The sequence below is a fragment of the Bradyrhizobium tropiciagri genome, assembly GCF_001189845.1.
In the GTDB taxonomy this organism is placed as follows: domain Bacteria; phylum Pseudomonadota; class Alphaproteobacteria; order Rhizobiales; family Xanthobacteraceae; genus Bradyrhizobium; species Bradyrhizobium tropiciagri.
In genome coordinates this window covers 113015-137137 of sequence record NZ_LFLZ01000018.1, presented here as the reverse complement: position 1 = coordinate 137137, position 24123 = coordinate 113015, and the positions used below count along the sequence as shown (strand labels likewise).

At 64.0% G+C, this 24123-nt stretch carries 20 protein-coding genes and 2 pseudogenes; 12 read left to right on the top strand and 10 right to left on the bottom strand.

Annotated features, from left to right (window positions below; all coding sequences use genetic code 11):
* Positions 1–904 precede the first annotated feature (904 nt).
* The gene (locus tag AKN84_RS16960; protein ID WP_050421817.1) at positions 905–1564 is read left to right on the top strand and encodes a BTB/POZ domain-containing protein; all 660 of its coding nucleotides are present in this window, start codon (positions 905–907) and stop codon (positions 1562–1564) included.
* A gap of 33 nt (positions 1565–1597) precedes the next feature.
* Here AKN84_RS16960 and AKN84_RS16955 read toward each other — a convergent pair.
* The 7 genes and pseudogenes from AKN84_RS16955 to AKN84_RS16925 all read right to left on the bottom strand — a co-directional run bounded on the left by AKN84_RS16955 (position 1598) and on the right by AKN84_RS16925 (position 7519).
* Positions 1598–1962, bottom strand: a pseudogene (locus AKN84_RS16955) (cupin domain-containing protein).
* Positions 1963–2019: 57 nt separating this feature from the next.
* Positions 2020–2229, bottom strand: a complete 210-nt coding sequence (locus tag AKN84_RS16950; protein ID WP_050421816.1) for a DUF2934 domain-containing protein — start codon at positions 2227–2229, stop codon at positions 2020–2022.
* A gap of 698 nt (positions 2230–2927) precedes the next feature.
* Complete coding sequence (mddA, locus tag AKN84_RS16945; RefSeq protein ID WP_050421815.1) at positions 2928–3656, bottom strand: methanethiol S-methyltransferase; 729 nt, start codon at positions 3654–3656, stop codon at positions 2928–2930.
* 194 nt (positions 3657–3850) lie between these two features.
* Positions 3851–5236: a glutathione-disulfide reductase gene (gene gor / locus AKN84_RS16940; RefSeq protein ID WP_050421814.1), complete on the bottom strand. Its 1386-nt coding sequence runs from the start codon at positions 5234–5236 to the stop codon at positions 3851–3853.
* 86 nt (positions 5237–5322) lie between these two features.
* Positions 5323–5856, bottom strand: coding sequence for a DUF2059 domain-containing protein (locus AKN84_RS16935; RefSeq protein ID WP_050421813.1), 534 nt, complete (start codon positions 5854–5856; stop codon positions 5323–5325).
* A 23-nt stretch (positions 5857–5879) separates the two neighbouring features.
* The gene (rpiA, locus tag AKN84_RS16930; RefSeq protein WP_128970918.1) at positions 5880–6578 is read right to left on the bottom strand and encodes a ribose-5-phosphate isomerase RpiA; all 699 of its coding nucleotides are present in this window, start codon (positions 6576–6578) and stop codon (positions 5880–5882) included.
* Between the two features lie 107 nt (positions 6579–6685).
* Positions 6686–7519, bottom strand: a complete 834-nt coding sequence (locus AKN84_RS16925) for an SDR family NAD(P)-dependent oxidoreductase (RefSeq protein ID WP_050421812.1) — start codon at positions 7517–7519, stop codon at positions 6686–6688.
* Between the two features lie 74 nt (positions 7520–7593).
* On the opposite strand from AKN84_RS16925, the gene AKN84_RS16920 reads away from it, so the two are divergent.
* The 6 genes and pseudogenes from AKN84_RS16920 (at position 7594) to AKN84_RS16895 (ending at position 14129) form a co-directional block, all read left to right on the top strand.
* On the top strand, positions 7594–8274 hold the full coding sequence (locus AKN84_RS16920) for an HAD hydrolase-like protein (RefSeq protein WP_050421811.1): 681 nt from the start codon (positions 7594–7596) through the stop codon (positions 8272–8274).
* 159 nt (positions 8275–8433) lie between these two features.
* Entirely contained in the window at positions 8434–8925 is a 492-nt protein-coding gene (locus AKN84_RS16915; protein ID WP_050421810.1) for a hypothetical protein, read from the top strand.
* Between the two features lie 272 nt (positions 8926–9197).
* Complete coding sequence (gene moaA, locus AKN84_RS16910) at positions 9198–10232, top strand: GTP 3',8-cyclase MoaA (protein ID WP_050421809.1); 1035 nt, start codon at positions 9198–9200, stop codon at positions 10230–10232.
* Between the two features lie 346 nt (positions 10233–10578).
* Positions 10579–11118 carry a TRAP transporter small permease subunit gene (locus tag AKN84_RS16905; protein WP_050421808.1) on the top strand — a complete coding sequence of 180 codons (540 nt, stop codon included), beginning with the start codon at positions 10579–10581 and terminating at the stop codon, positions 11116–11118.
* Positions 11115–12715: pseudogene (locus tag AKN84_RS16900) on the top strand (TRAP transporter large permease). Before AKN84_RS16905 ends, AKN84_RS16900 begins: the two are co-directional and overlap by 4 nt.
* Positions 12716–12839: 124 nt before the next feature.
* The gene (locus AKN84_RS16895; RefSeq protein WP_050421807.1) at positions 12840–14129 is read left to right on the top strand and encodes a M20/M25/M40 family metallo-hydrolase; all 1290 of its coding nucleotides are present in this window, start codon (positions 12840–12842) and stop codon (positions 14127–14129) included.
* A 43-nt stretch (positions 14130–14172) separates the two neighbouring features.
* Here the strand turns inward: AKN84_RS16895 and AKN84_RS16890 are convergent, their stop codons facing one another.
* Together AKN84_RS16890 and AKN84_RS16885 are read right to left on the bottom strand one after the other, a co-directional pair.
* Positions 14173–15507, bottom strand: coding sequence for a sensor histidine kinase (locus AKN84_RS16890; protein WP_050421831.1), 1335 nt, complete (start codon positions 15505–15507; stop codon positions 14173–14175).
* 5 nt (positions 15508–15512) lie between these two features.
* Complete coding sequence (locus AKN84_RS16885; protein WP_050421806.1) at positions 15513–16187, bottom strand: response regulator transcription factor; 675 nt, start codon at positions 16185–16187, stop codon at positions 15513–15515.
* A gap of 405 nt (positions 16188–16592) precedes the next feature.
* On the opposite strand from AKN84_RS16885, the gene AKN84_RS16880 reads away from it, so the two are divergent.
* The 5 genes from AKN84_RS16880 to AKN84_RS16860 all read left to right on the top strand — a co-directional run bounded on the left by AKN84_RS16880 (position 16593) and on the right by AKN84_RS16860 (position 23304).
* A complete protein-coding gene (locus AKN84_RS16880) occupies positions 16593–17780 on the top strand; it encodes an efflux RND transporter periplasmic adaptor subunit (protein WP_244485217.1) in 1188 nt (395 codons plus the stop codon).
* 45 nt (positions 17781–17825) lie between these two features.
* Positions 17826–21071: an efflux RND transporter permease subunit gene (locus AKN84_RS16875; RefSeq protein ID WP_050421805.1), complete on the top strand. Its 3246-nt coding sequence runs from the start codon at positions 17826–17828 to the stop codon at positions 21069–21071.
* Between the two features lie 60 nt (positions 21072–21131).
* A complete protein-coding gene (locus tag AKN84_RS16870; RefSeq protein WP_244485215.1) occupies positions 21132–22667 on the top strand; it encodes an efflux transporter outer membrane subunit in 1536 nt (511 codons plus the stop codon).
* 40 nt (positions 22668–22707) lie between these two features.
* Entirely contained in the window at positions 22708–22908 is a 201-nt protein-coding gene (locus AKN84_RS16865) for a hypothetical protein (RefSeq protein ID WP_050421803.1), read from the top strand.
* Between the two features lie 63 nt (positions 22909–22971).
* Entirely contained in the window at positions 22972–23304 is a 333-nt protein-coding gene (locus AKN84_RS16860; RefSeq protein ID WP_050421802.1) for a hypothetical protein, read from the top strand.
* A 423-nt stretch (positions 23305–23727) separates the two neighbouring features.
* Here AKN84_RS16860 and AKN84_RS16855 read toward each other — a convergent pair whose 3' ends face one another.
* A complete protein-coding gene (locus tag AKN84_RS16855; protein ID WP_050421801.1) occupies positions 23728–24081 on the bottom strand; it encodes a hypothetical protein in 354 nt (117 codons plus the stop codon).
* Between the last annotated feature and the right edge of the window lie 42 nt (positions 24082–24123).

The window sequence follows — 24123 nt, the reverse complement described above, 5'->3', positions numbered from 1 at the left end:
TCGCACCAAACCACGTACCGTCGTTGCGAGGAGCGTTGGCACCACTGCCAGACCCGTCATCCTGAGGCGCGAGCGGAGCGAGCCTCGAAGGATGAATCGGCCACAGTACGGCCGTGCATCCTTCGAGGCTTGCCATAGAGGCTCGCACCTCAGGATGACGGGAATCGATTTGCGCAACCAACCGCGTTCTCGCGACATGATCTGCCCGAGTCTTGCCTCTCGTTCCGCCGCTCTGAATCAGAGGGCGCAGGGAAAGCCGGGCGCCGATCGCACCCATGGGTCCCGCGTAATAAAAAAACGCGGGAGGTAGGACCACAGGTGTAACCGGAAACAACCCGGCTTTCCCTGCGCGATGGGTTACGGCTTACTTCGTGCTCTCCCCGGCGAGACTTGGCTTGTTTGTCACCGTCTCCGCAACGCGCACCGCGCAATTCGAGAGACACCTGCCACTAGGGCGTCAGGACCACACGACTTCACCGTCCGCTTCAGTCACGCGTCGTCTTTCGTGACCTCGGCGTCCACCGCATCTCACCGCAACACTCCTGACGATGCGCAGCGCCCCTCGATCGGGTGAGACGGGCGTATTGAACATCTGGAGTTGGGGCGAACGCCAAGAGGAATATCCGAATGGGGACTGGACGGGGGTGATCGCGTTGATTGGGTTAGGATATTTCGCGTTTAGAGTCCACTTGCGATGCAATTTGTGTCCCGAAATCTCAGGGCTCCCACTTCTGCTCCAAACCATTCGCTCCTTCCTGATACGAGTTGTGCAAACTCGTCACTACCGTCTAGATTGCACACGACTTCAGCGAATCTTTGATTTCCGACCATTTGGTTTAAGCACGGAGAGTGACATTGTCAGAAATGCTCGACAGTTCCGGATACACGCTCAGCCGAAATTAGCATGGAAGCCCTCGTGGAGGTCTGCCAAAAAGGACTACAGCTTCCGGACGAAGACGTAGTGCCAAATCTCACTGACCTTCGACGCGACGTCGCAATGCGATTCTTTGCTCCAAAGGAATTCGTGCATTATCAAAGTGAGCAGCGCGTTGACCTTTCGTGGGAAGAATTTCCCAACCAGAACGGTTGGACGTCCACGTCGGCATCAGTTCGCCCTGAGAATAGGGCACTTATAGAAGCGCGCGTTCCGCACATGATGAACTTTCGTCGGAGACGTAGCGACGTGAAATTCGGAGCAACTAACATTCGCAGAAGTAACCTGGATGGGTTTATGGGCGTCCGAGCGCACGATACCATTTGGCTATTTCCAGATAATCCAGTGACGGAGCTCCTGATCAAGTTGAACGATCAGCAGGGAACAGGGCTGGCAATCTATTTGTACGGCCTGCTGATCAATTCGTTACCATCTCAATTTGTGTCAAATGATAGCTCGATCGCAGTGATGAATAATTCTTTCAAGCGGTTGCGAGGGCAATTTGGCGACCAGCCTCTTATTGGCGAGAAAGAGTTTCTCGGCGCGGTCTCGAGCACGGCATTGGCAATCTTTGATCCTTTTGCAAGATCATCTCGCGGCATAATGACGGCGGTTGATGAATTGTTCTGAGTTTTGATCTCCAAGACTCCGGCAGGGGTGATGCTAGGAAAGTGGCGTAGCTTCCAGCCGTGCCGCCGCCGTCTTCGCATCCCCCGTGTTCGGCGTCCCCGTAGGCTCGATCAGCAACAGATGCACCTCTTCCCGCGCGACGGGGCGATGCTCGACGCCTTCGGCGCGATGTAGATCTGGCCTTGCTTCAGCGTGACGGTGCGGTCGCGCAGCTCGATGTCGAGCACGCCTTTCAGCACCAGGAAGAAGTCGTCGGTGTCGTCGTGCTTGTGCCAGACGAACTCGCCCTGCACCCTCACGACCATCACGTCGCAGGCGTTGAATTGCGCGACGGTGCGCGGCGACCAGTGGTCGGAGAACGTCGACAGTTTCTGCGAGAGATCGATCGCGTCGCTCATGATGCCTCCGGGTCCGGGCCAGCTTGCCCGGCTCGTTAGCTCAGCGGCGCGACACACTCAATGCACGCCCCTCAACTTCGCCGGATACGGTGTCGGCTCGTTGTGCCCGTTGATATCGCAATGCGTTTCGCCGTTGGCGGCCTTGCGCTCCAGCAGTTCCCGTTCGGCCTTATACCAGAGCTGATCCATCTGGCCTCGCGGCTCTCCGGCGTCCTTCCACAGCTCGTAGGCGCGGGTCCGGATTTCCTGCTCGGTGGGACCTCTCATGGGCGGCTCCCTCAATTTGAGACATCAAACTGTTTGAGAGTGGAACAGCCAGCATAGCGCAAGGTTCCAAGGCGCGCGAGATGCCGCACTGCCAACGGCACGCGCCATCTGTGCACAAGCCCATGGCACGGGCCATTAGCCTGAAACTGGACTTGATTTGAGCGTGCCCAAAGAAAGGCCCCAGCCAAGGGGGGCCGGGCTGAGGCCAAAGTCCTTCACCAATGAAGTCGAAGCGTCACACGATCAGCAGCCAGGCAACACCGACGATGAGGGCTATGAACGACGCCCCTGCAAAGCCGAGGAAGCCGTATCCAAGCTGTCCATGTGATCCGGTCGGAACATGCCCGCAGTCTGAGCCCCGAGCGGCGGGGCCGCATTCACATATGCATGTCAACAAAGGTGCCCTAATTTCTCTGGCGCCAACGCGAGTGGCCGCAGGGGACTCTCCGCAATGCGCTCCATCTTGCGGCCGGCAAGCTACCCCTTCAGAGGTATGAAACCTTTGCGGCTTCACGCAGACAAACCCTCATCAGGATTTTGCCACGACCCTCCTGGGGCTAGAGACAGCGCCGCTCGCAGGTATTTTAAGCGGGCGGCGTTGGGCTGTCGGGCAGGGCTCGTTTCCCGATCGAGGATCAGAGCCGCCCCCCGGGCCGCCTGCACAACGCAACCCGTGTTCGGTAAAGCGTCGACCGGTCTCAGCCCCCTTTCGGCGGCATCGGGATGATCATCGAGACGTTCTGCTGATACTTGACATAGGCCTCGCCGTGGAAACTCACGAGGTCGCGCTCCTCCAGCCAGATGCCGATGAAGATGTAACCGGTCGTCGCGACCGCAAACAGCAGATGTCCGACGGTCATCATCGGCGTGGACCAGAACGCCAGCAGAAAGCCCAGATAGATCGGATGACGAACGAACCTGTAGAACAACGGAGTCCTGAAGCTCGGCGACTCCGCCACGGATCCCCGCGAATGGGCGTAAACCTGCTGAAGCCCGAACAGATCGAAATGATTGATCAGGAACGTGCCGAGTAACACCACGCCCCAGCCAATCCAGAAGATCGCGCTGAGCGCCGCAATGCCAACCGGCGCGCTGACGGACCAAACTTCGCCGGTCAGCGGACGCCATTGCCAGAACAACAGGATCAGGATGAGCGAGGTGAACAGCGCGTATGTGCTGCGCTCGACGTAGCTTGGCACAAATCCGGTCCACCAGCGCTTGAAGCCCTGCCGGGCCATGACGCTGTGCTGTACCGCGAACAGACCGAGTAGCACGACATCGACGATCAGCGCTCCGGCGACCGAGGCCGCTGCGCCGCCATGATCAATCGATTTGGGAACGACGATATTGCCGACAAAGCCGATCGCGTACAAAAAGGTCAAAAGAAAAACGATGTAAGAAATCACGCCATAAACCAGCGCGGGCATCGGTCCCTCCCTGTGTCACAGGGCAACCCCTTGCGGCACAGCGAGTGCTGTATCGAGGCTGCACCGTTCGCATTGTACGACAACGGTACCGCCAGGCCAATCAGCTTGCCCGGAGATGGGAGTAGCTCACACGGCTAGACGCCGTCGAGCCCGGCCAAGCCGCTGTGAATGCTTCGCGGTCGCGGGGACCATCCCTACTCGGCCGCCTGGCGCACGTGGCGCGCGGTCGGGGTGCGCATCGTCACCAGCTCTTCGGAGGCGGTCGGATGCAGCGCGATGGTGGCGTCGAAGTCGGCCTTGGTCGCCTTCATCTTCACGGCGATCGCAACCGCCTGAGTGATCTCGGCGGCGGCATCGCCGACGATGTGGCAGCCGAGCACGCGGTCGCTCGCACCGTCGACCACGAGCTTCATCAGCACGCGGGTGTCGCGGCCGGACATCGTCGCCTTGATCGGGCGGAAATCGGCCTTGTAGATGTCGACGTGGGCAAACTGCGCCCGCGCCTCTTGCTCCGTCAGGCCGACGGTGCCGACCTCCGGCTGCGAGAACACCGCAGTCGGGATCGTCGCGTGGTCGACCTGCACCGGGCGCTTGCCGAACACGGTGTCGGCGAAGGCGTGGCCCTCGCGGATCGCGACCGGGGTCAGATTGGTGCGGTGGGTGACGTCGCCGACCGCGTAGATGTTGTCGACCGAGGTCTTCGACCAGCCATCGACCTGGATGCCGCCATTGGCGGGATTGATGGCGACGCCGGCGGCTTCGAGTCCGAGCCCTTTCACATTGGGATGCCGGCCGATCGCGAACATCACCTGATCGGCAGCGATGCTCGAGCCGCCGGATAGATGTGCGGTGAAATCACGGCCGTGTTTGTCGACCTTGGTCACCGTGGAGCCGGTGATGATGGTGATGCCGCGCTTCTCCATCTCGGCGCGGACATGCTTGCGGACGTCCTCGTCGAAGCCGCGCAGGATGTTGTCGCCGCGGTAAATCACGGACACGTCGGAGCCGAAGCCCGCGAAGATGCCGGCGAATTCCAGCGCGATGTAGCCGCCGCCCTGGATCACGATCCGCTTCGGCAGCTCTTTCAGATGAAACGCCTCGTTGGAGGAGATCACATGCTCGATGCCGGGAACGGCCGGCCCGTGATTGGGCGCGCCGCCGGTCGCGATCAGGATGTACTTCGCCGTCACCTTCTCGCCGGTGGCGAGGCGGATGGTGTGGGCATCCTCCAGCACCGCGCGGGTCTTCACGATCTTGGCGCCCGACTTCTCGACATTGGTGGTGTAGGCGCCCTCGAGCCGGGCGATCTCCTTGTCCTTGTTGGCGACGAGGGTGGCCCAGTCGAACGAGACCTGGCCGATGCTCCAGCCGAAGCCGGCCGCATCCTCGATCTCCTGGTGGACGTGGCTGCCGATCACGAACAGCTTCTTCGGCACGCAGCCGCGGATCACGCAGGTGCCGCCCATCCGGTACTCTTCGGCGACCATGACCTTCGCGCCGTAATTGGCGGCGATGCGGGCGGCACGGACGCCGCCCGAACCACCACCGATGACAAACAGGTCGACGTCAAACTCGGCCATGGGTACCTCTCTCTTCGTCCTCGCCCCGCAAGCGGGGCGAGGTCACACGGAGCGCATCAGAGCGCTCGAAAACGCATTGGATATCCTTAGATATCCTTGCCGCGCTTCTTCATCTCGGCCTTGAACTGGCCATTGACGATCGTGCCGAACTGCTGCGCCCACTGCTGCATATATTGCAGCGAACCGTTGATTGCAGTGGGCTCCGCGGTCAAAAGCTTCTGGCCGAGCGGCGTCTTGTAGAACGTCACGAGGTCCTTGAGCTCCTGCTCGGTGAACTCGGCGGCGTAGATTTGCGCCATGCCGTCGCCGATCTCCTTCTCGCCGCCCGCGAACTGCTTGGCGACGATCACCGCGACCTCGTCGAGATCCTTCTGGTAGTTCAGGTACTGCTGCAGCAGGCCGGTCTTGGTCTTCTCGATGATTCCCGGAACGGCGCCGGAATACATCACGGCCACGTTCTTCATCGTCAGGATTTCCTTGGCGGCCGCAATCGCCGCCGGGGTCGACTGCTTGACCTTCGGCATGGGGGGCAATTGCTGCTGCGCCATGGCCGGCGCCGCCGCGAGCGCCAGTCCAGCCGCCAGGGCTGCTGCCGACAAAAGTCCCGAAAAACGCTTCATTCCAAGTCTCCTTGCTTGCGGCGCTATCGCCGTTCAACAACCCGAATTCCCTGCGCGCCGGCCAGAACGGCGACGCTGCCGAGCCCGATGAACAGGCCATGTTCGACCACGCCCGGAATGACGCTGAGCAAACCCGCAAGACGCGGCGGGTCGCCGATCCGGCCGAGATGCGCATCGACGATCCAGTGGCCGCCATCGGTGACAAAAACGTGACCGTCCCTGCCCTTGCGGATGATCATTTGGCCGGACACGCCGGCCTCGCCGAACGCCCGCGCCATCGCCGCCTGCGTCGCGCCAAGCCCGAACGGGATCACCTCGACCGGCAGCGGGAAGCGGCCAAGCACGTCGACCCATTTGCTGTCGTCGGCGATCACGATCATGCGATCACTGGCGGCCGCGACGATCTTCTCGCGCAGCAGCGCGCCGCCGCCGCCCTTGATCAGATTGAGCGCGGGGTCGATCTCGTCGGCGCCGTCGATGGTGAGGTCGAGATGGTCGATCTCGTCCAGCGTGGTCAGCGGCACGCCGCAGCGGATCGCGTCCGCCCGGGTCGCTTCCGAGGTCGGCACGCCGATCACCTTCATGCCTGATCGGACCTTCTCGCCGAGCAGCTCGACGAAGTGCTTGGCGGTCGATCCGGTGCCGAGCCCGAGCTTCATGCCGTCGCGCACCTCTTCGAGCGCACGCGCCGCCGCCTGGCGTTTCAGTGCATCCATGTCCACGGCCGATAGCCCCTCGGTTGTCCGTTACGGGCACGCCATCGGGCGGCCCGGCGGGCGCATATCTAGCCTCGATTCACGGACAGGAATAGCGCCATCCGCGCCCGTCTTTAGGCCGAAACGGCGTCCATCGCGGCCAAAATCGCCGCAAAACGGTCCTCGACCTCGGCTCGCATCCCGGGGTGGGTGAAAATGTAGAACTGGTCGTCGCGGATCGCGGCCAGCACCTTGGCCGCAACCAAGGACGGGTCGAGACCGGCCTCCAGGCGGCGCGCGATCTCCGCGATGAGCGCGGCTGCGGGGCTGTCTGGCACGTGCTGGCGCGGCGGGCCGTATTGCTCGGGGCGGTTGCGCCCGCTCTCGCCGATCCGGGTCCGCACATAGCTCGGACAGAGCACGCTGACGCCGATCCCGAGCGGCTTCAGTTGCGCCGAAAGCCCTTCGGACAGGCTGACGACGGCGAATTTGGACGCCGAATACGGGCTCACGCCGAGCCCCGCATTCATGCCGGCCATCGACGCCGTGTTGACGATATAGCCGCCCTCGCCGTGCGCGCGGATGTGCGGCAGGAAGCTCCGGATGCCATGCACCACGCCCATCAGATTGACGTCGATCACCCAGCGCCAGTCGTCGACGGAGATCCGGTCGATGCCGCCGCCACCCGCGACACCGGCATTGTTGCAGACGACATGGACCTTCCCGAAAGCGAGGAACGAGGCCTGCGCCGCGCCGTCGACGCTGCCGGGGTCAGCGACGTCGCAAGCCACGCCACGGACATCTGCGCCGCCGGCGCGCAGCGCAGCGACGGCCTTGTCGAGCGCGCCGGTTTCGATGTCGGCGAGCATCACCTTCATGCCCTCGCGCGCGAACGCGGTTGCCATGGCCAGTCCGATTCCGCTGGCCGCGCCGGTGACAAATGCGGCTTTTCCGGCAAGTTCCCGCATCCGAGCCTCCCTTTTTTGCGCAACACTAGCATCTTCTCTTGCATCGTGCGGCGCTGCCCGATAGCGACAGACAGATGTCCGCGTCCTCTCCCCCCATCATTGTATTCGATCTCGACGGCACGCTGGTCGACACTGCGCCTGACCTGATCAGCGCGCTGAACCATGTGCTCGACCGGGAGGGTCTGCAGCCGGTGCCGCTGTCCGCGGCGCGCAACATGATCGGCGCCGGTGCGCGCAAGCTGCTCGAGCGCGGGCTCGAGGTGGACGGACGCGCGGTCAGCCTCGCTGAGCTCGATCGTCTGACCAAGGATTTCGTCGACTTCTACGCCGAGCACATCGCCGACGGTTCACGTCCGTTCGACGGGCTCGAGAGCGCGCTCGACCGGCTCGCATCGAAGGGCCACCGCTTTGCGGTCTGCACCAACAAGCTGGAGTGGCTGTCGAAGCTGTTGCTCGACCGGCTCGGTTTGACGCCGCGCTTTGCCGCGATCTGCGGCCAGGACACGTTCGGCGTCGCCAAACCCGATCCGGCGTTCCTGCGCGAGACGGTCGCCCGCGCCGGAGGGAAGCTGCCCGGCGCGATCATGGTCGGCGACGCCGGTCCCGATGTCGGGGTCGCCCGGCGCGCCAACGTCCCGGTGATCGGGGTCGATTTCGGCTATACCGACGTCCCGATGACCGAGCTGAAGCCGGACCGGCTGATCAGCCATATGCGCGACCTGCCGGACGCCGTCGCCAGCCTCCTCGCGGCATAAGTTTTTCGCAACATACTGATATCACTTGGCAATATTTTGCCATGCGATTTTGCATTAACCATCCTTTAACGAACAGGCCTCCCCCTGTTGCGCCTCTGTTCCGACGCTCCTATGGTCGGTTCGGGGATTGTGGCTGATTGCCGCATTAGAGTGTGGATCATGCGTCGTATCATCGTGATTGCGGCCGCCGGGCTGAGCCTGGCCGGCTGCTCCTCCTTCTCATTGGATTCGTTCAAGTCAGCGCCGCCGCCAATGCAGGTGCAGCTGGATTCGAACCCGCAAGGCGCCGACGCCGTGACGTCGATCGGACCGGGCTGCAAGACGCCCTGCTCCGTGTCGATCCCGGCGCCGGAGAGCAACTTCACCGTCACCTTCAACATGCCGAAGTTCCAGCCGGCGACGGTGCCGGTGACCGTGACCCGCACGCCGGGTGACTTCACGAGCCCGGCCACCACCGCGCTCGACCCGAGCCCGGTGTTCGCCGAGTTGCAGCCCGCCGGTCCGCCGCCGCGCGCCCACAAGCCGCGGCCGAAGCGGAAGAAGCCGAAGCCGGCTGCTGCCGCGGCGGCGCCTGGCGGCGCGCCGGACGCGGCGTTCCCCGCCGCGGCTGCCGCGCCGCCGCCGGCCGCGGCGCCAGCGCCGACGCGCTAGCAACTGCGCACTTTGCACTGCACAAGAACCCGGCCCAACGCCGGGTTTTTGGTTTTGGTCGAGACACATCGGCGATTGCGATCGTGCATCGCGCGATCTGGCTCACCTATCGCTTTGCGATTGACGTTGCATGTTGCTGATCATCGCATGCATCATCCCTTGGGACGCATTGTGACAGCCTGCCAACATGCATAGATTATGCGTGCCGCAGCCGATCGCGACGCGGCGTGCAAGGGAACTGGTTGCAGTACTTTGGTTGAGGCCCGGGCTGAATGAACGTCTCAACGCAAGCGCATTCCGACACGCTGTTTCGTCCGATGACCGATCCGTTCGGCCGGACCATCCGTTACCTGCGCGTCTCCGTCACCGACCGCTGCGACCTGCGCTGCTTCTATTGCATGTCGGAGGACATGACCTTCCTGCCGAAGGCCGATCTGCTGACGCTGGAGGAACTCGACCGTCTCTGCTCGGCCTTCGTCGCCAAGGGCGTGCGCAAGATCCGCCTCACCGGCGGCGAGCCGCTGGTCCGCCGCAATGTGATGGGCCTGGTGCGTTCGCTGTCGCGGCATCTTTCAACCGGCGCGCTCGACGAATTGACGCTGACCACCAACGGCTCGCAACTCGCGCGGTTCGCGCAGGAGCTGGCCGATTGCGGCGTGCGCCGCGTCAACGTCTCGCTCGACACCCTCGACCCCGTAAAATTCCGGGCCATCACCCGCTGGGGTGACATCGACAAGGTACTGTCGGGCATCGAGGCGGCCCGATCGGCGGGGCTCGCGGTCAAGATCAACGCGGTCGCGCTGAAGAACATGAACGAGGACGAGATTCCCGCGCTGATGGAATGGGCGCATGGCAAGGGCATGGGCCTGACCTTGATCGAGGTGATGCCGATGGGCGACATCGGCGAAGGCCGCGTCGATCAGTATGTGCCGCTGTCGCTGATGCGCGCGCGGCTCGAAAAGCACTACACGCTGACCGACCTCGCCGACGACACCGGCGGCCCTGCCCGCTACGTCCGGGTCGCCGAGACCGGCGGCAAGCTCGGCTTCATCACGCCGATGACCCACAATTTCTGCGAATCCTGCAACCGGGTACGGATCACCTGCACCGGCACGCTGCACACCTGCCTTGGCCATGAGGACGCGTCCGACCTGCGCCGGCCGCTGCGCAGCTCGCCGGACAATGATCTGCTGTCGGCGGCCATCGACCGGGCCATCGGACTGAAGCCGAAGGGGCACGATTTCATCATCGACCGCCGCCACAACCGGCCGAGCGTCAGCCGCCACATGAGCGTGACCGGCGGCTAGTCTGCCGCCCTCTCCCGACGCCTGCGTCGTCCCCCGATTACCAAGGCGGGACAACGGTTTGCCGTGGCGTCAATTTGCCCATTTTCCGATTGACGGCGTTCCACGGCGCTGATTTGGTGCCCCGGCTTTCACGCTTGCCAGGCCGGACAGGCCGCTGCCCCGTCGGTCGTTGCCGACGATCCGGCAGCCAAGAGCAGCTAACAACGGCGGAAGCGGATTTCGGGGGAGGACGATCGCTTGCAACTGCTCCTGAAAGTGAGCCGTGGCTCCGTGCGCATGCGCGCGGCGGCCAGATGATGCTTGAGAAGACATTCGGTGCGCAGATCGCGCGACCGCGGAGATCGTGATGCGCCCAATGCTGGCACTAAGTCAGGCCATCGACCGACTCAATGAGAAGATCGGCTACGTCTGCAATCTGCTCGTGCTGATCGCCTGCCTGGTCAGCGCCGGCAATGCCATGATCCGCTACGCGTTCAGCTACTCCTCGAACGGCTGGCTCGAGGCGCAGTGGTACATGTTCGCGATCCTCGTGATGTTCGGCGCCTCCTACACCTTCAAGCGCAACGAGCATGTGCGCGTCGAAATCCTCTATCTGATGCTGTCCGAGCGCGGCCAGCTCTGGCTCGACATGATCGGCACATTGTTCTTCCTGATCCCGGCCTGCCTGCTGCTCGCCTATCTGTCCTGGCCGTTCTTCTACCAGGCCTATGCGGTCGGCGAGATGAGCGGCAATGCCGGCGGCCTGCTGCGCTGGCCGATCAAGTTCGTTATCCCGTCCGGCTTCGTGATGCTTGCGTTGCAAGGCGTCTCAGAGGTGATCAAGCGGATCGCCGCGCTGCAGGGCTATGTGACCATCGACGCGAAGTATGAGAGGCCGACGCAATGATCACGCTGGAGATGATGCCGCCGCTGATGTTCGGCGGCCTGATCATTGCAATGCTGATCGGCTATCCGGTGGCGTTCACGCTGGCCGCGGTCGGCCTGTCGTTCGGGTTCCTCTCGATCTATCTCGGCTTCTTCGACCTCAACTTCCTGCAGGCGATCCCGGGCCGCATCTTCGGCAGCGTGCTGTCCAACGAGCTATTGCTCGCGATCCCGTTCTTCACCTTCATGGGCGCGATATTGGAGAGATGCGGGCTCGCCGAGGACATGCTGGATTCGATGGGCCAGTTGTTCGGCCCGATCCGCGGCGGCCTCGGCTATTCCGTGATCATCGTCGGCTTCATCCTCGGCGCCATCACCGGCACGGTGGCGGCGCAGGTGATCGCGATGGCGCTGATCTCGATGCCGGTGATGATCCGCTACGGCTACAACATCCGCTACATCACCGGCGTGCTCGCCGCCTCCGGCACCATCACGCAACTCGTCCCGCCCTCTCTCGTCCTGATCGTGCTCGCCGACCAGCTCGGCAAGTCGGTCGGCGACATGTATCTCGGCGCCTGGGGCCCTCGGTGTTCCAGATCCTGCTGTTCGCCGGCTACACCTTCCTGCTCGGCATCTTCAAGCCGAGCCACGTGCCCGCGGTGCCGATCGAGGCTCGCACGCTGACCGGCTGGGCGCTGTGGAAGAAGTGCCTGCTCGGCATCATCCCGTCAGCCGTGCTGATCTTCGTCGTGCTCGGCACCATGATGATGGGCCTTGCGACCCCGACCGAAGCCGGCGCCATGGGCGCGGTCGGCGCCATCGTGCTCGCCGCCATCCACCACAAGGACTTCAGCGCGGCCGGCCGCAAGATGCTCATCATCGGCGTGATCGCCGGCGGTATCGGCACCATCGTCGCGATGCTCTACAGCGAGAACCTGATCTTCAGGCTCGCCTTCGCGATCACCTATCTCGCGGTGGTCTGGATCTGCCTCGAGGCCGTGAAGATCCCCGACCTGCGCGACCTGATCAAGCAGGGCTACGAGACCACCATGCGCATCACCTGCATGGTCACCTTCATCCTGATCGGATCGACCTGCTTCTCGGTGGTGTTCCTTGGCGTGTCCGGCGGCACCTGGCTGGAGCACCATCTGACCTCGCTGCCCGGCGGCGTCTGGGGCTTCCTGATCTTCATCAACATCTTCATCTTCTTCCTGGCGTTCTTCCTCGACTTCTTCGAGATCGCCTTCATCATCCTGCCGATGATCGCGCCGATCGCGCAGAAGGTGCTGGCGCCCGTAGTCGGCCCCGATGCCGCGCTGATCTGGTTCGGCGTGATGCTCTGCGTCAACATGCAGACCTCGTTCCTGCATCCGCCGTTCGGCTTCGCGCTGTTCTACCTGCGCGGCGTGGCGCCGAAGGAAGTGAAGAGCTCCGACATCTATTGGGGCGCAATGCCCTGGATCGGCCTGCAGGCGATCATGGTGGCGCTGGTGATCGCATTCCCGGTGGTCGTCACCGGCCTGCTCGACAAGCCGCTCGACGTCGACCTCAACAAGGTCAAGATCGAGGTGCCGCAGATCGAGCTGCCGCCGCTCGACTTCGGCCAGCCGAAGCAATAACCGGCTTTCGGCCTCGTTCAGGCATGTCTCGCGGAAGCGAGGCATGCTGCGGCTGTTGACGGCGGCCAAGCAGCCTGTGAATAGACGAGGCCCGGACCGTCCTCGAACTCACAGATCGCCGCCCATGCCCCAACCGCGCCCCACCCGCTCGTTCGTTCGCCCGCTCGTCGCATCCCTTGGCCTGGCCTTTGCCGCGACCGTCGCGAACGCGGCGCCGGCGGCCGATGTTCGCGCGCTGGCGCAACAGGAGCAGCAGCCGCTGCTCGATACCCTGCGCGACCTCGTGCAGATCGAATCCGGCAGCAAGGACATCGACGGCCTCAACCAGATCGCCGCGCGCATCGCCGGCCAGCTCAAGCAGCTCGGCGGCACGGTCGACATCCTGCAGACCACCGACATCTATCGCCTCGACGACACGCCCGAGAAGATCGGCCCGGCCGTGCAGGCCGTCTTCAAGGGCACCGGCAGCGCGAAGATCATGCTGATCGCGCACATGGACACGGTCTATCTCAAGGACATGCTGAAGGACCAGCCGTTCCGCATCGACGGCGACAAGGCCTATGGGCTCGGCATCGCCGACGACAAGCAGGGCATCGCCACCATCATCCACACCGTGGCGCTGCTGCAGAAGCTGAACTTCAAGGATTACGGCACGCTCACCGTGCTCATCAATGGCGACGAGGAGATCTCGTCGCCCGGCTGGCGCAGCACCATCACCCGCCTCGCCGCGGAGCAGGACACCGTGTTCTCGTTTGAGGGCAGCGACGCCAACGGCACGCTCCGCCTCGCCACCAGCGGCATCGGCTCGGCCTATCTCACGGTGCATGGCAAGTCGTCGCATGCGGGAGCAAGGCCCGAGGGCGGCGTCAACGCGCTCTACGAACTGTCGCACCAGGTGCTGCAGATGAAGGACCTGTCCAAGCCCGAGCAGGGCCTGAAGCTGAACTGGACGGTTTCGAAATCCGGCACCAACCGCAACGTGATCCCCGCCGAAGCCACGGCGCAGGCCGATGCGCGTGCGCTCAAGGTGTCCGATTTCGACGAGCTCGAGAAGGCGCTACAGGACAAGATCAAGAACCGCCTGCTGCCCGACTCCAAGGTCGACGTGAAGTTCGAGGTGCGCCGTCCGCCGCTCGAGGCCAACGACGCCTCGCGTAGTGTGGCCGGCCACGGCAAGGCGATCTATCAGAAACTGGGCCTGTCGATGAACGTCGCCGAAAGGGCCACGGGCGGCGGCACCGACGCAGCCTTCGCCGCGCTCAAGACCAAGGGCGCCGTGGTCGAAGGCATGGGTCTGTCGGGCTTTGGCGCGCACTCCAACGATGCCGAATACGTGCAGATCAACAGCATCGTGCCGCGCCTGTATCTGACCACGCGCATGATCATGGACCTGTCCAACGGCAAGGTGAAGTAAACCGGCCGGGCCGCGGCACGACGGACGTCACTGACCGGGCCTCTCAGGCGGTCGCCGGCTCCGCCTTGGCAAGGCGGAAGCTCAGCGTGAACTGGGCACCGCCGGACGGCAGGTTCTCGACCTTGATGGTCGCGTCGTGATCGTCGACGACGCCGCGGACAATCGAGAGCCCGAGCCCGGCACCATCGGTGCGGTGGCGCTGACGATCGCCGCGCCAGAAGCGCTGGAACACCAGGCCCTGCTCGGCGGGCGCGATGCCGGGCCCGCAGTCCCGCACCTGCACCGAACCGTCCTCATGCACCTCGACATCGACCGAGGTCGCGTCGGCGGTGTACTTGATGGCGTTCTCCGCCAGGTTGAAGATCGCGCGCTGCAGCATCTCGGCATTGCCCTTGACCCGCACCGGACCGTCGGTGCCGCGCAGCGCGATATCCTTCTGCTGCGCCAGGGCGTAGGGCGCGATCGAGCCGACCACCTCGGCGCACACGGCGCGAAGGTCCGCGGTCTCGCCCGGGTCCAGCACCAGCGTATCGAGCTCGGCGATCTCGAGCAGCTGGCTGACGATACGGCTCATGCTCTCGATGTCGGCATGCAGCTCCTTGGTCCCCTTGCTGATATCCAGCGTCTCGATCCGGGTCCTCAGGATCGCGAGCGGAGTGCGTAGCTGATGCGCGGCATCGGCCGTGAACTGGCGCTGCACGTGAAATCCATCCTCCAGACGGTCGAAGGCCTGGTTGACGGCGGTCACCAGCGGCAGGATCTCGCTCGGAATCCCGTCCGTCGGAAGGCGGATGTCGGTCCTGGCCGGCCCGATGCTCCTCGCCTCCTCCGAGGCGCGCAACAGCGGAATCACGGCGCGGCGGAAGATCAGGATGTCGGTTGCAAGCAGGATCAGCAGGATCGGGATGGTGATCCAGCCTACCCGCCGGAAGAAATTGGAGACGATGTCGTCGATGATGACGTCGCGATGCGACAGGTCCTCGGCGACCTGGATGCGCAGCGTCTCGCCGCCGACGAGCTGGGTGACGCTGGCGCCGGAAATCCGGTCCGCCGAAACCGGCAGCCGCGGCGGCGTGCGATGCGACGAAAACAGCAGATTGTCGTCCGCATCGTAGATGTCGTAGCGGTAGCGGCCATAGGCGTCGGAATAGAGCCCTCTCAGGCTGTCCGGCAGGTTGAGCACGACCTTGCCGGCGGAATCGACCGAGAGGTTCTGGCCGAGATCGGCCGCCTGATCGCGCATCGCTTCGCGATGCAGCTGGTTGATCTCCGAGTTCAAGAGCCACAGCAGCAGCAGCGGCAGGAAGATCGCGGCGACCGCGACCGCCACGATGTGCAGAAACACGATCCGCGAAGTCAGCGACGTGAAGCGGAACACCACCCCTATTTCTCCTCCGCCATCAGATAGCCGACGCCGCGGATGGTGTGGATCACGATCTTGGCGTCGTGCTCGCTGAGCAGCTTGCGCAGCCGCGACACGTAGACCTCGACCGCATTCGAGGCGACCTCGCCCGACAGGCCGAAGATATGATCTTCGACATTCTTCTTCGGCACCACCCGTCCCTGCCGCCGCAGTAGGATCTCGAGCACCGACGTCTCACGCGCCGAGAACACGTGTGGCGCGCCGTCGACGAACACCTGCTTGCTCTCGGTGTCGTAGACGAGATTGGCGAGCTTCAGCGACGAGCCGAGCAGCTGGCCGGGCCGGCGCAGGATGGCTTCGAGCCGCGCCACCAGCTCTTCCAGCGCGAACGGTTTCGCCAGATAGTCGTCCGCGCCGCTGCGCAGGCCGTTGACCCGGTCTTGCAGCCCGTTGCGCGCGGTCAGCACCAGGACCGGCAGCGGGTCGCTCTTGCGGCGCAGCTCCGACAGCACCGACAGGCCATCGCCGTCGGGCAGACCGAGATCGAGGATCATGGCAGCATAGCTGACGCTGCGCAGCGCATCGCGCGCCTCCGCGACGCTGTTGACGATATCGGACTCGTACCCCGCCGCCATCAGCCCGCTGGCAAGCAGTCGCGAGAGTTCGACGTTATCCTCGACGATCAGAAGGCGCATCGCGGCATTCCTGTCTTCATTCGACCGGCCTTCTGTTTGCACACCTTGTTGAGATGCGCCAGCCAAGCGACAAATCCGCAACAGATCGCGCGTTGAGCAAGCCCGATAAGCAAACGACACGCAATTGAGCACAGCGCCTGAATTGCCGCTGACGGCGCTATGTTTTGGCTATGCGGGGCCGCTCCTGTCCCCACGCAAAATAGATAAACCTGCACCCGCCGCAATCAAAATTCGCCGATCCCGCCCACCGCCGAAAAGGGCGAATGTAAGGCTGGCGTCAGCTAGCCCTGATAACTGTTCATCCGCTCTCACCGGGAGATCGACGACGGCCCACCATGCGGCAAGACCTCGTCTCCTGCGCGGGGCCTTCATGCAGTATTGGCCGGGCAAGAGATGTCATTTCGAATGAGATTTATGGGCTTTGCGGCGATGCCGGTGCTGGCGGCGCTTCTCGCCGGCGCGTGGCTCACGACGCGAGCCGATGGTATCGTGAGCGCCAAGGCCGTGCAGGAGACCGCGCCGCAGGATGTCAATGTCGAGCAGCAATACGTTGCGTTGAACGACAAGCAGGCGGCCGCAATGAAGGTCATGGCCGCCGAGCAGCGCTCGTTCCGGACACTGAAGAACGCAGTCGGCTCGATCGACTTCAACCAGAACATGCTGGTGCAGGCGTTTACGTCGAATCCCGGCAGGATCGTCGACACGCCGCTCAACGTCGGTGACGAGGTGACGAAGGGCGACAGGCTGTTCACCATCGACAGCCCCGATCTGTTGCAGGCCGAATCGTCGCTGCTCGCCTCGGCCGGCGTGCTCGAACTGCAGACCAGGACGCTGGCGCGGGTCAGGCAGCTGCTGAAGACCGGCGGCGGTGCGCAGAAGGACGTCGACCAGGCGACGTCGGATCAGCAGACCGCCGAGGGCAACTACAAGGCCGGCCGCGACGCGGTGCGCATCTTCGGCAAGACCGATGCCGAGATCGATCGCATCGTCGCCGACCGCAAGGTCGATTCCATCCTGGTGGTGCCGAGCCCGATCTCCGGCCGGATCATTGCCCGCAATGCCGCGCCGGGTCTCTTCGTGCAACCCGGCAATGCGCCGGCGCCCTATTCGCTGGCCGACATCTCGACGATGTGGATGGTCGCCAATGTGATCGAGACCGATGCCCCCTCCTACCGGATCGGCCAGCCGGTCGAGGTGCGGGTGCCGGCCTATCCGAACGAGGTGTTTCGCGGCCGCGTGACGACGCTTGGCCTCAACATCGATCCGAACTCGCACCGCCAGCTGGTGCGTTCGGTGATCGACGATCCCCAGCACAAGCTGCGCGCCGGCATGCTGGCGAGCTTCACCATCGAAACCGAGCCGCCGAAACTGTCGGTGAGCGTTCCGCTGGATGCCATCGTGCGTGAAGGCGACGGGACGATGACGGTGTGGGTCACGACCGACGGACGCAAGTTCGACCGCCGCTCGGTGACGATCGGCATGGAGCAGGACGGCTGGCGCCAAATCCTCAGCGGCCTCGCGGCCGGCGAGAAGGTCGCCTCCACCGGCGCGATCTTCCTCAGCAACAAGTTCGCCAACGCGGCCAGCGGCTAGCCCGTGCCGACCGCGCCCAGGTCCGCTCAAGAGTAGTGCAGCACCTTGATCAAGAGCCTCCTTCAATTCGGTCTGACCCGAAGCGCCGTCATCGTGCTCGGCCTTGCCGTGTTCTGCGCCGCAGGATTCGCCGCGTTCGCCAAGCTGAACATCGAGGCATATCCGAACCCGGCGCCCGTCATCCTCGAGATCACCGCGCAGGCCGCCGGCCTCTCCGCCGAGGAGATGGAGAAGTACTACACGATCCCGATGGAGGTCGGGCTGTACTCGACGCCGGGCGTGGTCAACATCCGCTCGACCTCGTTCTACGGCCTGTCGTTCGTGCGCGTCACCTTCAAATACGGCGTCGATTACTATTTCGCGCTCTCGCAGGCCACCAACAACCTCACGCAGAACGTCCAGCTTCCCGGCAACCAGATCCCGCAGATCCAGCAATCGAGCCTGGTCGGCGAGATCTACCGCTACCAGCTGGTCGGTCCGCCGAATTTCGGCCTGACCAATCTCAGGACGCTGCAGGATTACGTCGTCGCCCGCCGGCTGATGACGATACCGGGTGTCGTGCAGATCAACTCCTGGGGCGGCACCACCAAGCAGTTCAACGTCGACGCCGATCTTGCAAAGCTCGAGGCCTATAACATCACCGTGCCGCAGCTGATCAGCGCGCTCGGCAATTCCAACGTCAATGTCGGCGGCCGCGAGATCGCGATCGGCCAGCAATCCGTCAACATCCGCGGCATCGGCCTGATCAATTCCGGCGGCGAGGACGATGTCACCAAAGGCTACCGGGTCCGGGACATCGAGAACGTCGTTCTGACGCAATCCAGCGGACTGCCGATCCAGATCAAGGACGTCGCCAAGGTTTCGGTCGGCTATGTGCCGCGGCTCGGCATCGCAGGAAAGGACAAGAGCGACGACGTCGCCGCGGCGATCGTCGTCATGGGTCGCACCCAACATACCAACGACATCGTGCCGAAGGTCCAGGAGGAAGTCGCCAAGATCAACAGCGACGGCACGCTGCCGCCCGGTGTCAAGATCGTCCCGTATTACGATCGCACCTCGCTGGTCAGCGTCACGACCCACACCGTGCTGCACAACCTGATGTTCGGCTGCCTGCTGGTATTCGTGATCCAGTGGGTGTTCCTGGGCGACCTGCGCAGCGCGCTGATCGTCAGCGCCAACATCCCGTTCGCGCTGTTCTTCGCGATCATCATCCTGGTGCTGCAGGGCGAGGACGCCAACCTGCTATCGCTTGGCGCCGTTGACTTCGGCATCATCGTCGATTCCGCCGTCATCATGATGGAGAACATCTTCCGTAACTTCCAGTCCAGCCCGGAGAACCGGCTGCGCGTGCTGCAGAACCTCGCCGAGGGCTACTGGGGAGGCGATCCGACCACGCGCAACGGCCAGCCCGCGCCAGGCTGGACCGAGCGGCTGCGCATGATCTTCGTCAGCGCATTGCAGGTCGACAAGGCGGTGTTCTTCACCGCGGCCATCACGGTGACCGCGTTCGTGCCGCTGTTCACCATGCAGGGCGTCGAAGGCCAGATCTTCGGACCGATGGCGCGAACCTACGGCTACGCGCTCGCCGGTGCGCTGCTGGCGACCTTCACGGTGACGCCGGTTCTGGCATCGCTGCTGCTGCCACGGCATATCCAGGAAACCGAAACCATCATCGTGCGCTCGCTGCGCAAGGCCTACACGCCGGTGCTGCGCTGGTCGCTGACGCATCTGCGCGTCGCGATCGCGGCCGGCGTCATTTTCCTCGGGCTCAGCGGCCTTGCCGCGAGCCAGCTCGGCAGCGAATTCCTGCCTGCGCTCGAGGAAGGCAATTTCTGGATCCGCGCCTCGATGCCGCCGACGATGTCGCTCGACGCCGGCACCGAACCGACCCGCAAGATGCGTGAGATCCTGCTGCGTCATCCCGAGATCGTCACGGTGGTGTCCCAGCACGGTCGTCCCGACAACGGCAGCGACGCCTCGCCATTCTCGAACGTCGAGCTGTTCGCGCCGATCAAGCCGTTCGACCAATGGCCGCCCGGTCTGACCAAGGAAAAGCTCACCGAGGAATTGCAGAAGGAGTTCGACGAGGAACTGCCCGGCGTCACCTTCAACTTCTCGCAGTACATTCAGGATAACGTCGAGGAGGCGCTGTCGGGCGTCAAGGGCGCGAACTCGGTCAAGATCATCGGCCCGAACCTTACCGTGCTCGAACAGCTCGCGACCAAGGTCGCGCAGGAGATGGCCAAGATCCGCGGCGTTGCCGACCTCGGCATCTTCCATCTGGTCGGGCAGCCCAACCTCAACATCAAGGTCAACCGGGAGAAGACCGCGCGCTACGGTCTCAATACAGGCGACGTCACGACCGTGGTGCAGGCTGCGCTCGGCGGCACCAGCGCGACGCCGGTGCTCGAGGGCGACCGGCAGTTCGGCGTGGTGGTGCGGCTCGATCCCAAGTTTCGCCAGAGCATCGACGAGGTGCGCGAGATCAAGGTCGCCTACCAGACACCATCAGGTACCAACGCTTACATCCCCCTGAGCGAGCTCGCCGACATCTCGCTCGATACCGGCGCCGCGTTCATCTATCGCGAGCGCAGCCAGCGCTACATCCCGATCAAGTTCAGCGTGCGCGGCCGCGATCTCGGCAGCACGGTTGCGGAGGCGCAGACGCGCGTCGCCGAGGCCGTGCAGCTCCCGGTCGGTTACCGGATGATCTGGTCCGGCGAGTTCGACAATCTCCAGGCCGCCAAGGCGCGCCTGTTGATCGTCGTGCCTGTGACACTGCTGCTGATCTTCGTGCTGCTCTACAGCCTGTTCAACTCGCTGGGCGACAGTCTGCTGGCGCTGGCCGGCATTCCCTTCGCGGTCGGCGGCGGCCTGATCGCGCTGTTCCTCGCCGGGCTCGATTTCTCGATCTCGGCCGCGATCGGCTTCATTTCGCTGTTCGGCGTCGCGGTCATGGACGGCATCCTCAACATCACCTATTTCCGCGAATTGCGGGCCTCGGGCATGAGCATCGCAGAGGCGGTGTTCAACGGCGCCGAGCAACGCATGCGGCCGATGCTGATGACCGCGCTGTCCGCGGGTGTTGGTCTGTTCCCGGCCGCGCTGTCGCATGGCATCGGCAGTCAGGTGCAACGGCCGCTTGCGACGGTCGTAGTCGGCGGCATGTTCATCGGCCCGCTGTTGCTTCTGATCGTCGCACCGGCGTTGCGCAAGATATTCCTGTCGCGCGAGCGTGTTGCTTCGCTCGACGAGACGGCTGCCGCGACGCCGCCCGAAGCAGCGCATTAGAGGCGCCCAGTCATGCACGCCCTCAGCGCAAAAATGTCTCGCCACGCAGCCGCCGTCCCCATGCGCGCGCTGGCGGTAGCGGCCGCAGCCCTCATGCTTGCGAGCTGCGCGGTCGGTCCGAATTTCGTGCCGCCGGCCGCTCCAGACGTCGATCGCTACACACCGGAGAAGTTGGCCTCCCCCAGCACCAACGCCGGGAGCCCCAGCGTACCGAAGCAGCATTTCGTCAGCGGCGAGGACGTGTCGCTGCGATGGTGGACGGCATTCCGGTCGAAGCCGCTCGACGAGTTGATCAAAATGTCGGTCGAGCACAACCCCTCCCTGCAGGCGGCTGAAGCGTCGATCAGGATCGCGCAATACAACGCGCTGGCCCAGCGCGGGCTGTTCTTCCCGCAAATCGGTGCGAACTACACGCCGTCGCAGCAGCAGATTTCCGGCGCGTCGAGCTCGGGCCCGGGCGGCCAGTCCCCTTCGGTGTTCTCGCTGCATACCGCGCAATTGAACGTCAGTTTCGTCCCCGACATCTGGGGCCAGAATGTTCGCGCGGTCGAGAGTCTCGACGCGATCTCCGAGCAGCAACTGTTCCAGCTGGAAGCGGCCTACCTGACGCTGACAGCCAATGTCGTCACCGCGGCGATCCAGGAAGCGTCGCTTCGGGGCCAGATCGGCGCGATCCAGCGCGTCGTGAAGATCGAACGCGGCATCCTGGAGATCGTGAAGAACCAGTTCAACGCAGGCAGCGCCGCCCAGGTCGACGTGCTGGCGCAGGAGGCCGCGCTGGCCCAGTCCGAGCAGTTGCTGCCGCCGCTGGAAAAGCAGCTCGCGGTTCAGCGCGACCTGCTGACCTCGCTGGCCGGGCAATTCTCGGCTGACGAGATCCTGCAAAAGTTTACGCTCGACCTCCTCGCGCTCCCCGCAAACCTGCCGGTGAGCCTGCCGAGCAAGATGATACGCCAGCGTCCGGACGTCAGGGCCGCGGAGGCGCTACTGCATTCGACGAACGCCCAGATCGGCGTGGCGATCGCGGCGCGGTTGCCCAACATCACGATCACTGGAAATACCGGAGCCACCGCCTTCACCCTGGCCGAATTGTTCACGCCGGGAACCAGCTTCTACGCCATCGCGGCGAGCGCGACCCAGCCGATCTTCGATGGCCTGACGCTCTACCACAAGCAGAAGGCCGCGGAGGCCGCGGTGGACCAGGCCGACGCGCTGTATCGGCAGGCTGTGGTCACGGCGATGCAGAACGTCGCCGACGCCCTGCGCAGCCTGCAGGCCGACGCGCGCGCCCTGCAGGCTGCGGTCAAGGCCGAACTCGCCGCCAAGGCCAGCCTCGACATCATTCAGAAGCAGCTTGCCCTCGGGCAGGTCAGCCAGGTCGTCGTGCTCAATGCCCAGCAAGTCTACCTGACGGCCGCGGTGGTCCGCGTTCAGGCGCAGGCGACGCGCCTTTCGGACAGCGCCGCCCTGTTCATGGCGCTCGGCGGCGGATGGCCGACCAACTGCGCATCCAACGACTGGCGCAAATGCGTCCTCGACGACGCGCCCGCCGCCACGGCGCAGCGGGTCAGCGAAAATGGGCCTCCTGTCCGCTGACCAATGCGACACACGAGACACGAACTGGAGGAGCCGGCGAATGAAAAACATGCTGACTTTGGCGGCAATCCTGCTCGCGATCTGGGCGGGATCGGCGGCCGCACAGAGCGCGGTCGGCGGCCCGAAAAAGCCGAGCAATCTCGGCGGGCCGACCGTCCAGAAGAACCCGGTGGTTCCGGCTCCGCAGGCGAGCGCGCCAACGCCCCCACCATCGCCGCCAAAGCCATTGCCGAAGAAGTAGTGGCACGCACCGGCAATTGAATCGGCTCCCGGGATTCACGCTGATCAGTTCGATGGGACAAATATGAAAAACGCTACGCTGCTGTTTCTCATCGCTGCGGCTATCGCCGTGATGGCGTTGGACGCCAGCGCGGCGCCCCTGCACGTCACGAGGCTGTCGTCGCAACACCCCGCAGGCGCCGTCCGGGTACGGCTTGCCTGCGACCAGGACTGTCGCTGCTGGCAGACGCGCAATCACCAGCGGAGCACGCGCCGGAGGATCGACGATCAGGCGCGCCAGGACCCGAACTACTGCCCAGGCGGCGGGCATTATAACGGCCATTACCGCACTGGACCGGCCACCGGAATGAGCTTCGAGAGCCGCGTCCCGGTGCGCGCGTTCCCGTTTCCGTTTTGATCGGCGGGATCGCGCCAATGGCAACCGCCCGGCACCGTGTCAGGCCAACGCCTTGTGAAGGAAACACGCCATGAAACGTGCTGCCTTGGGCATCGTGTCGTTGACAGCAGCGCTATGCCTGGGCGCCCTGTCGAACGCCGAGGCCTCTCCCGCCAACCCGAACGACTGCACGGCCAGGGTTCTGCATGCTGAAGAGCTGCCCTACGCGCCGATGGGATACTGGCTTGTGAAAGTGACCCTCGAGGTCACCCCATCGAACGGTCCACGATTTGTAAGAACGCGGCTGGACAGTATTCCGTTGCGGAAATCGTCCCCTAGACGGGGTGACACCTACCGCCTGAGGTGCAGCTCGGTGGACGGGCTCGGTTACTGACCGTCGCGCCGGTTTCGGCCGACAATGCCCGATGCGACCCGCGAAGCCGCCTACCAGATGACGGCCGCGCAAAGCAGCGCCAGCGGAAGCGCGGCCCCCCCGATGACGACCCACCTGCGCATTTCAACCGGATCTCTCGAATACGTGAATATCTGAGCGGCGATGAACAGGCAGACCGCGGCGCCCAGGAGGGTGCGAAAGAAATCGGACGGCGTCTCGTAGGCGGACCAGATGGTTTCGTTTTGCGGGCTTGCGACGCGTGCAGTGATGACCACCACGACGATCAGAAACAGCGTCCGAAGGAAAAGACCGAGGAAACGCATATGGCGCCCTGATTCATGCTCCTCCGCAACGCTAGCACGAATCGGGGCCAAAAAGCATTCATCCGGCGAAAAGGCATCCATTCGCCCAGCGCTCGCCGGCTCCGAACAAAAATCCCGGAGCCC

Excerpts from the sequence above, each read along its gene's own strand:
- AKN84_RS16935 (WP_050421813.1), bottom strand. The coding sequence starts at position 5,856 with ATGAAGCGTTTTTCGGGACTTTTGTCGGCAGCAGCCCTGGCGGCTGGA.
- AKN84_RS16860 (WP_050421802.1), top strand. The coding sequence starts at position 22,972 with ATGAAAAACGCTACGCTGCTGTTTCTCATCGCTGCGGCTATCGCCGTG.
- AKN84_RS16870 (WP_244485215.1), top strand. The coding sequence starts at position 21,132 with ATGCGCGCGCTGGCGGTAGCGGCCGCAGCCCTCATGCTTGCGAGCTGC.
- moaA (WP_050421809.1), top strand. The coding sequence starts at position 9,198 with ATGAACGTCTCAACGCAAGCGCATTCCGACACGCTGTTTCGTCCGATG.
- mddA (WP_050421815.1), bottom strand. The coding sequence starts at position 3,656 with ATGCCCGCGCTGGTTTATGGCGTGATTTCTTACATCGTTTTTCTTTTG.
- AKN84_RS16865 (WP_050421803.1), top strand. The coding sequence starts at position 22,708 with ATGAAAAACATGCTGACTTTGGCGGCAATCCTGCTCGCGATCTGGGCG.
- gor (WP_050421814.1), bottom strand. The coding sequence starts at position 5,236 with ATGGCCGAGTTTGACGTCGACCTGTTTGTCATCGGTGGTGGTTCGGGC.
- AKN84_RS16855 (WP_050421801.1), bottom strand. The coding sequence starts at position 24,081 with ATGGATGCCTTTTCGCCGGATGAATGCTTTTTGGCCCCGATTCGTGCT.
- AKN84_RS16885 (WP_050421806.1), bottom strand. The coding sequence starts at position 16,187 with ATGCGCCTTCTGATCGTCGAGGATAACGTCGAACTCTCGCGACTGCTT.
- AKN84_RS16880 (WP_244485217.1), top strand. The coding sequence starts at position 16,593 with ATGAGATTTATGGGCTTTGCGGCGATGCCGGTGCTGGCGGCGCTTCTC.
- AKN84_RS16895 (WP_050421807.1), top strand. The coding sequence starts at position 12,840 with ATGCCCCAACCGCGCCCCACCCGCTCGTTCGTTCGCCCGCTCGTCGCA.
- AKN84_RS16950 (WP_050421816.1), bottom strand. The coding sequence starts at position 2,229 with ATGAGAGGTCCCACCGAGCAGGAAATCCGGACCCGCGCCTACGAGCTG.
- AKN84_RS16915 (WP_050421810.1), top strand. The coding sequence starts at position 8,434 with ATGCGTCGTATCATCGTGATTGCGGCCGCCGGGCTGAGCCTGGCCGGC.
- AKN84_RS16920 (WP_050421811.1), top strand. The coding sequence starts at position 7,594 with ATGTCCGCGTCCTCTCCCCCCATCATTGTATTCGATCTCGACGGCACG.
- AKN84_RS16960 (WP_050421817.1), top strand. The coding sequence starts at position 905 with ATGGAAGCCCTCGTGGAGGTCTGCCAAAAAGGACTACAGCTTCCGGAC.
- AKN84_RS16905 (WP_050421808.1), top strand. The coding sequence starts at position 10,579 with ATGCGCCCAATGCTGGCACTAAGTCAGGCCATCGACCGACTCAATGAG.
- AKN84_RS16925 (WP_050421812.1), bottom strand. The coding sequence starts at position 7,519 with ATGCGGGAACTTGCCGGAAAAGCCGCATTTGTCACCGGCGCGGCCAGC.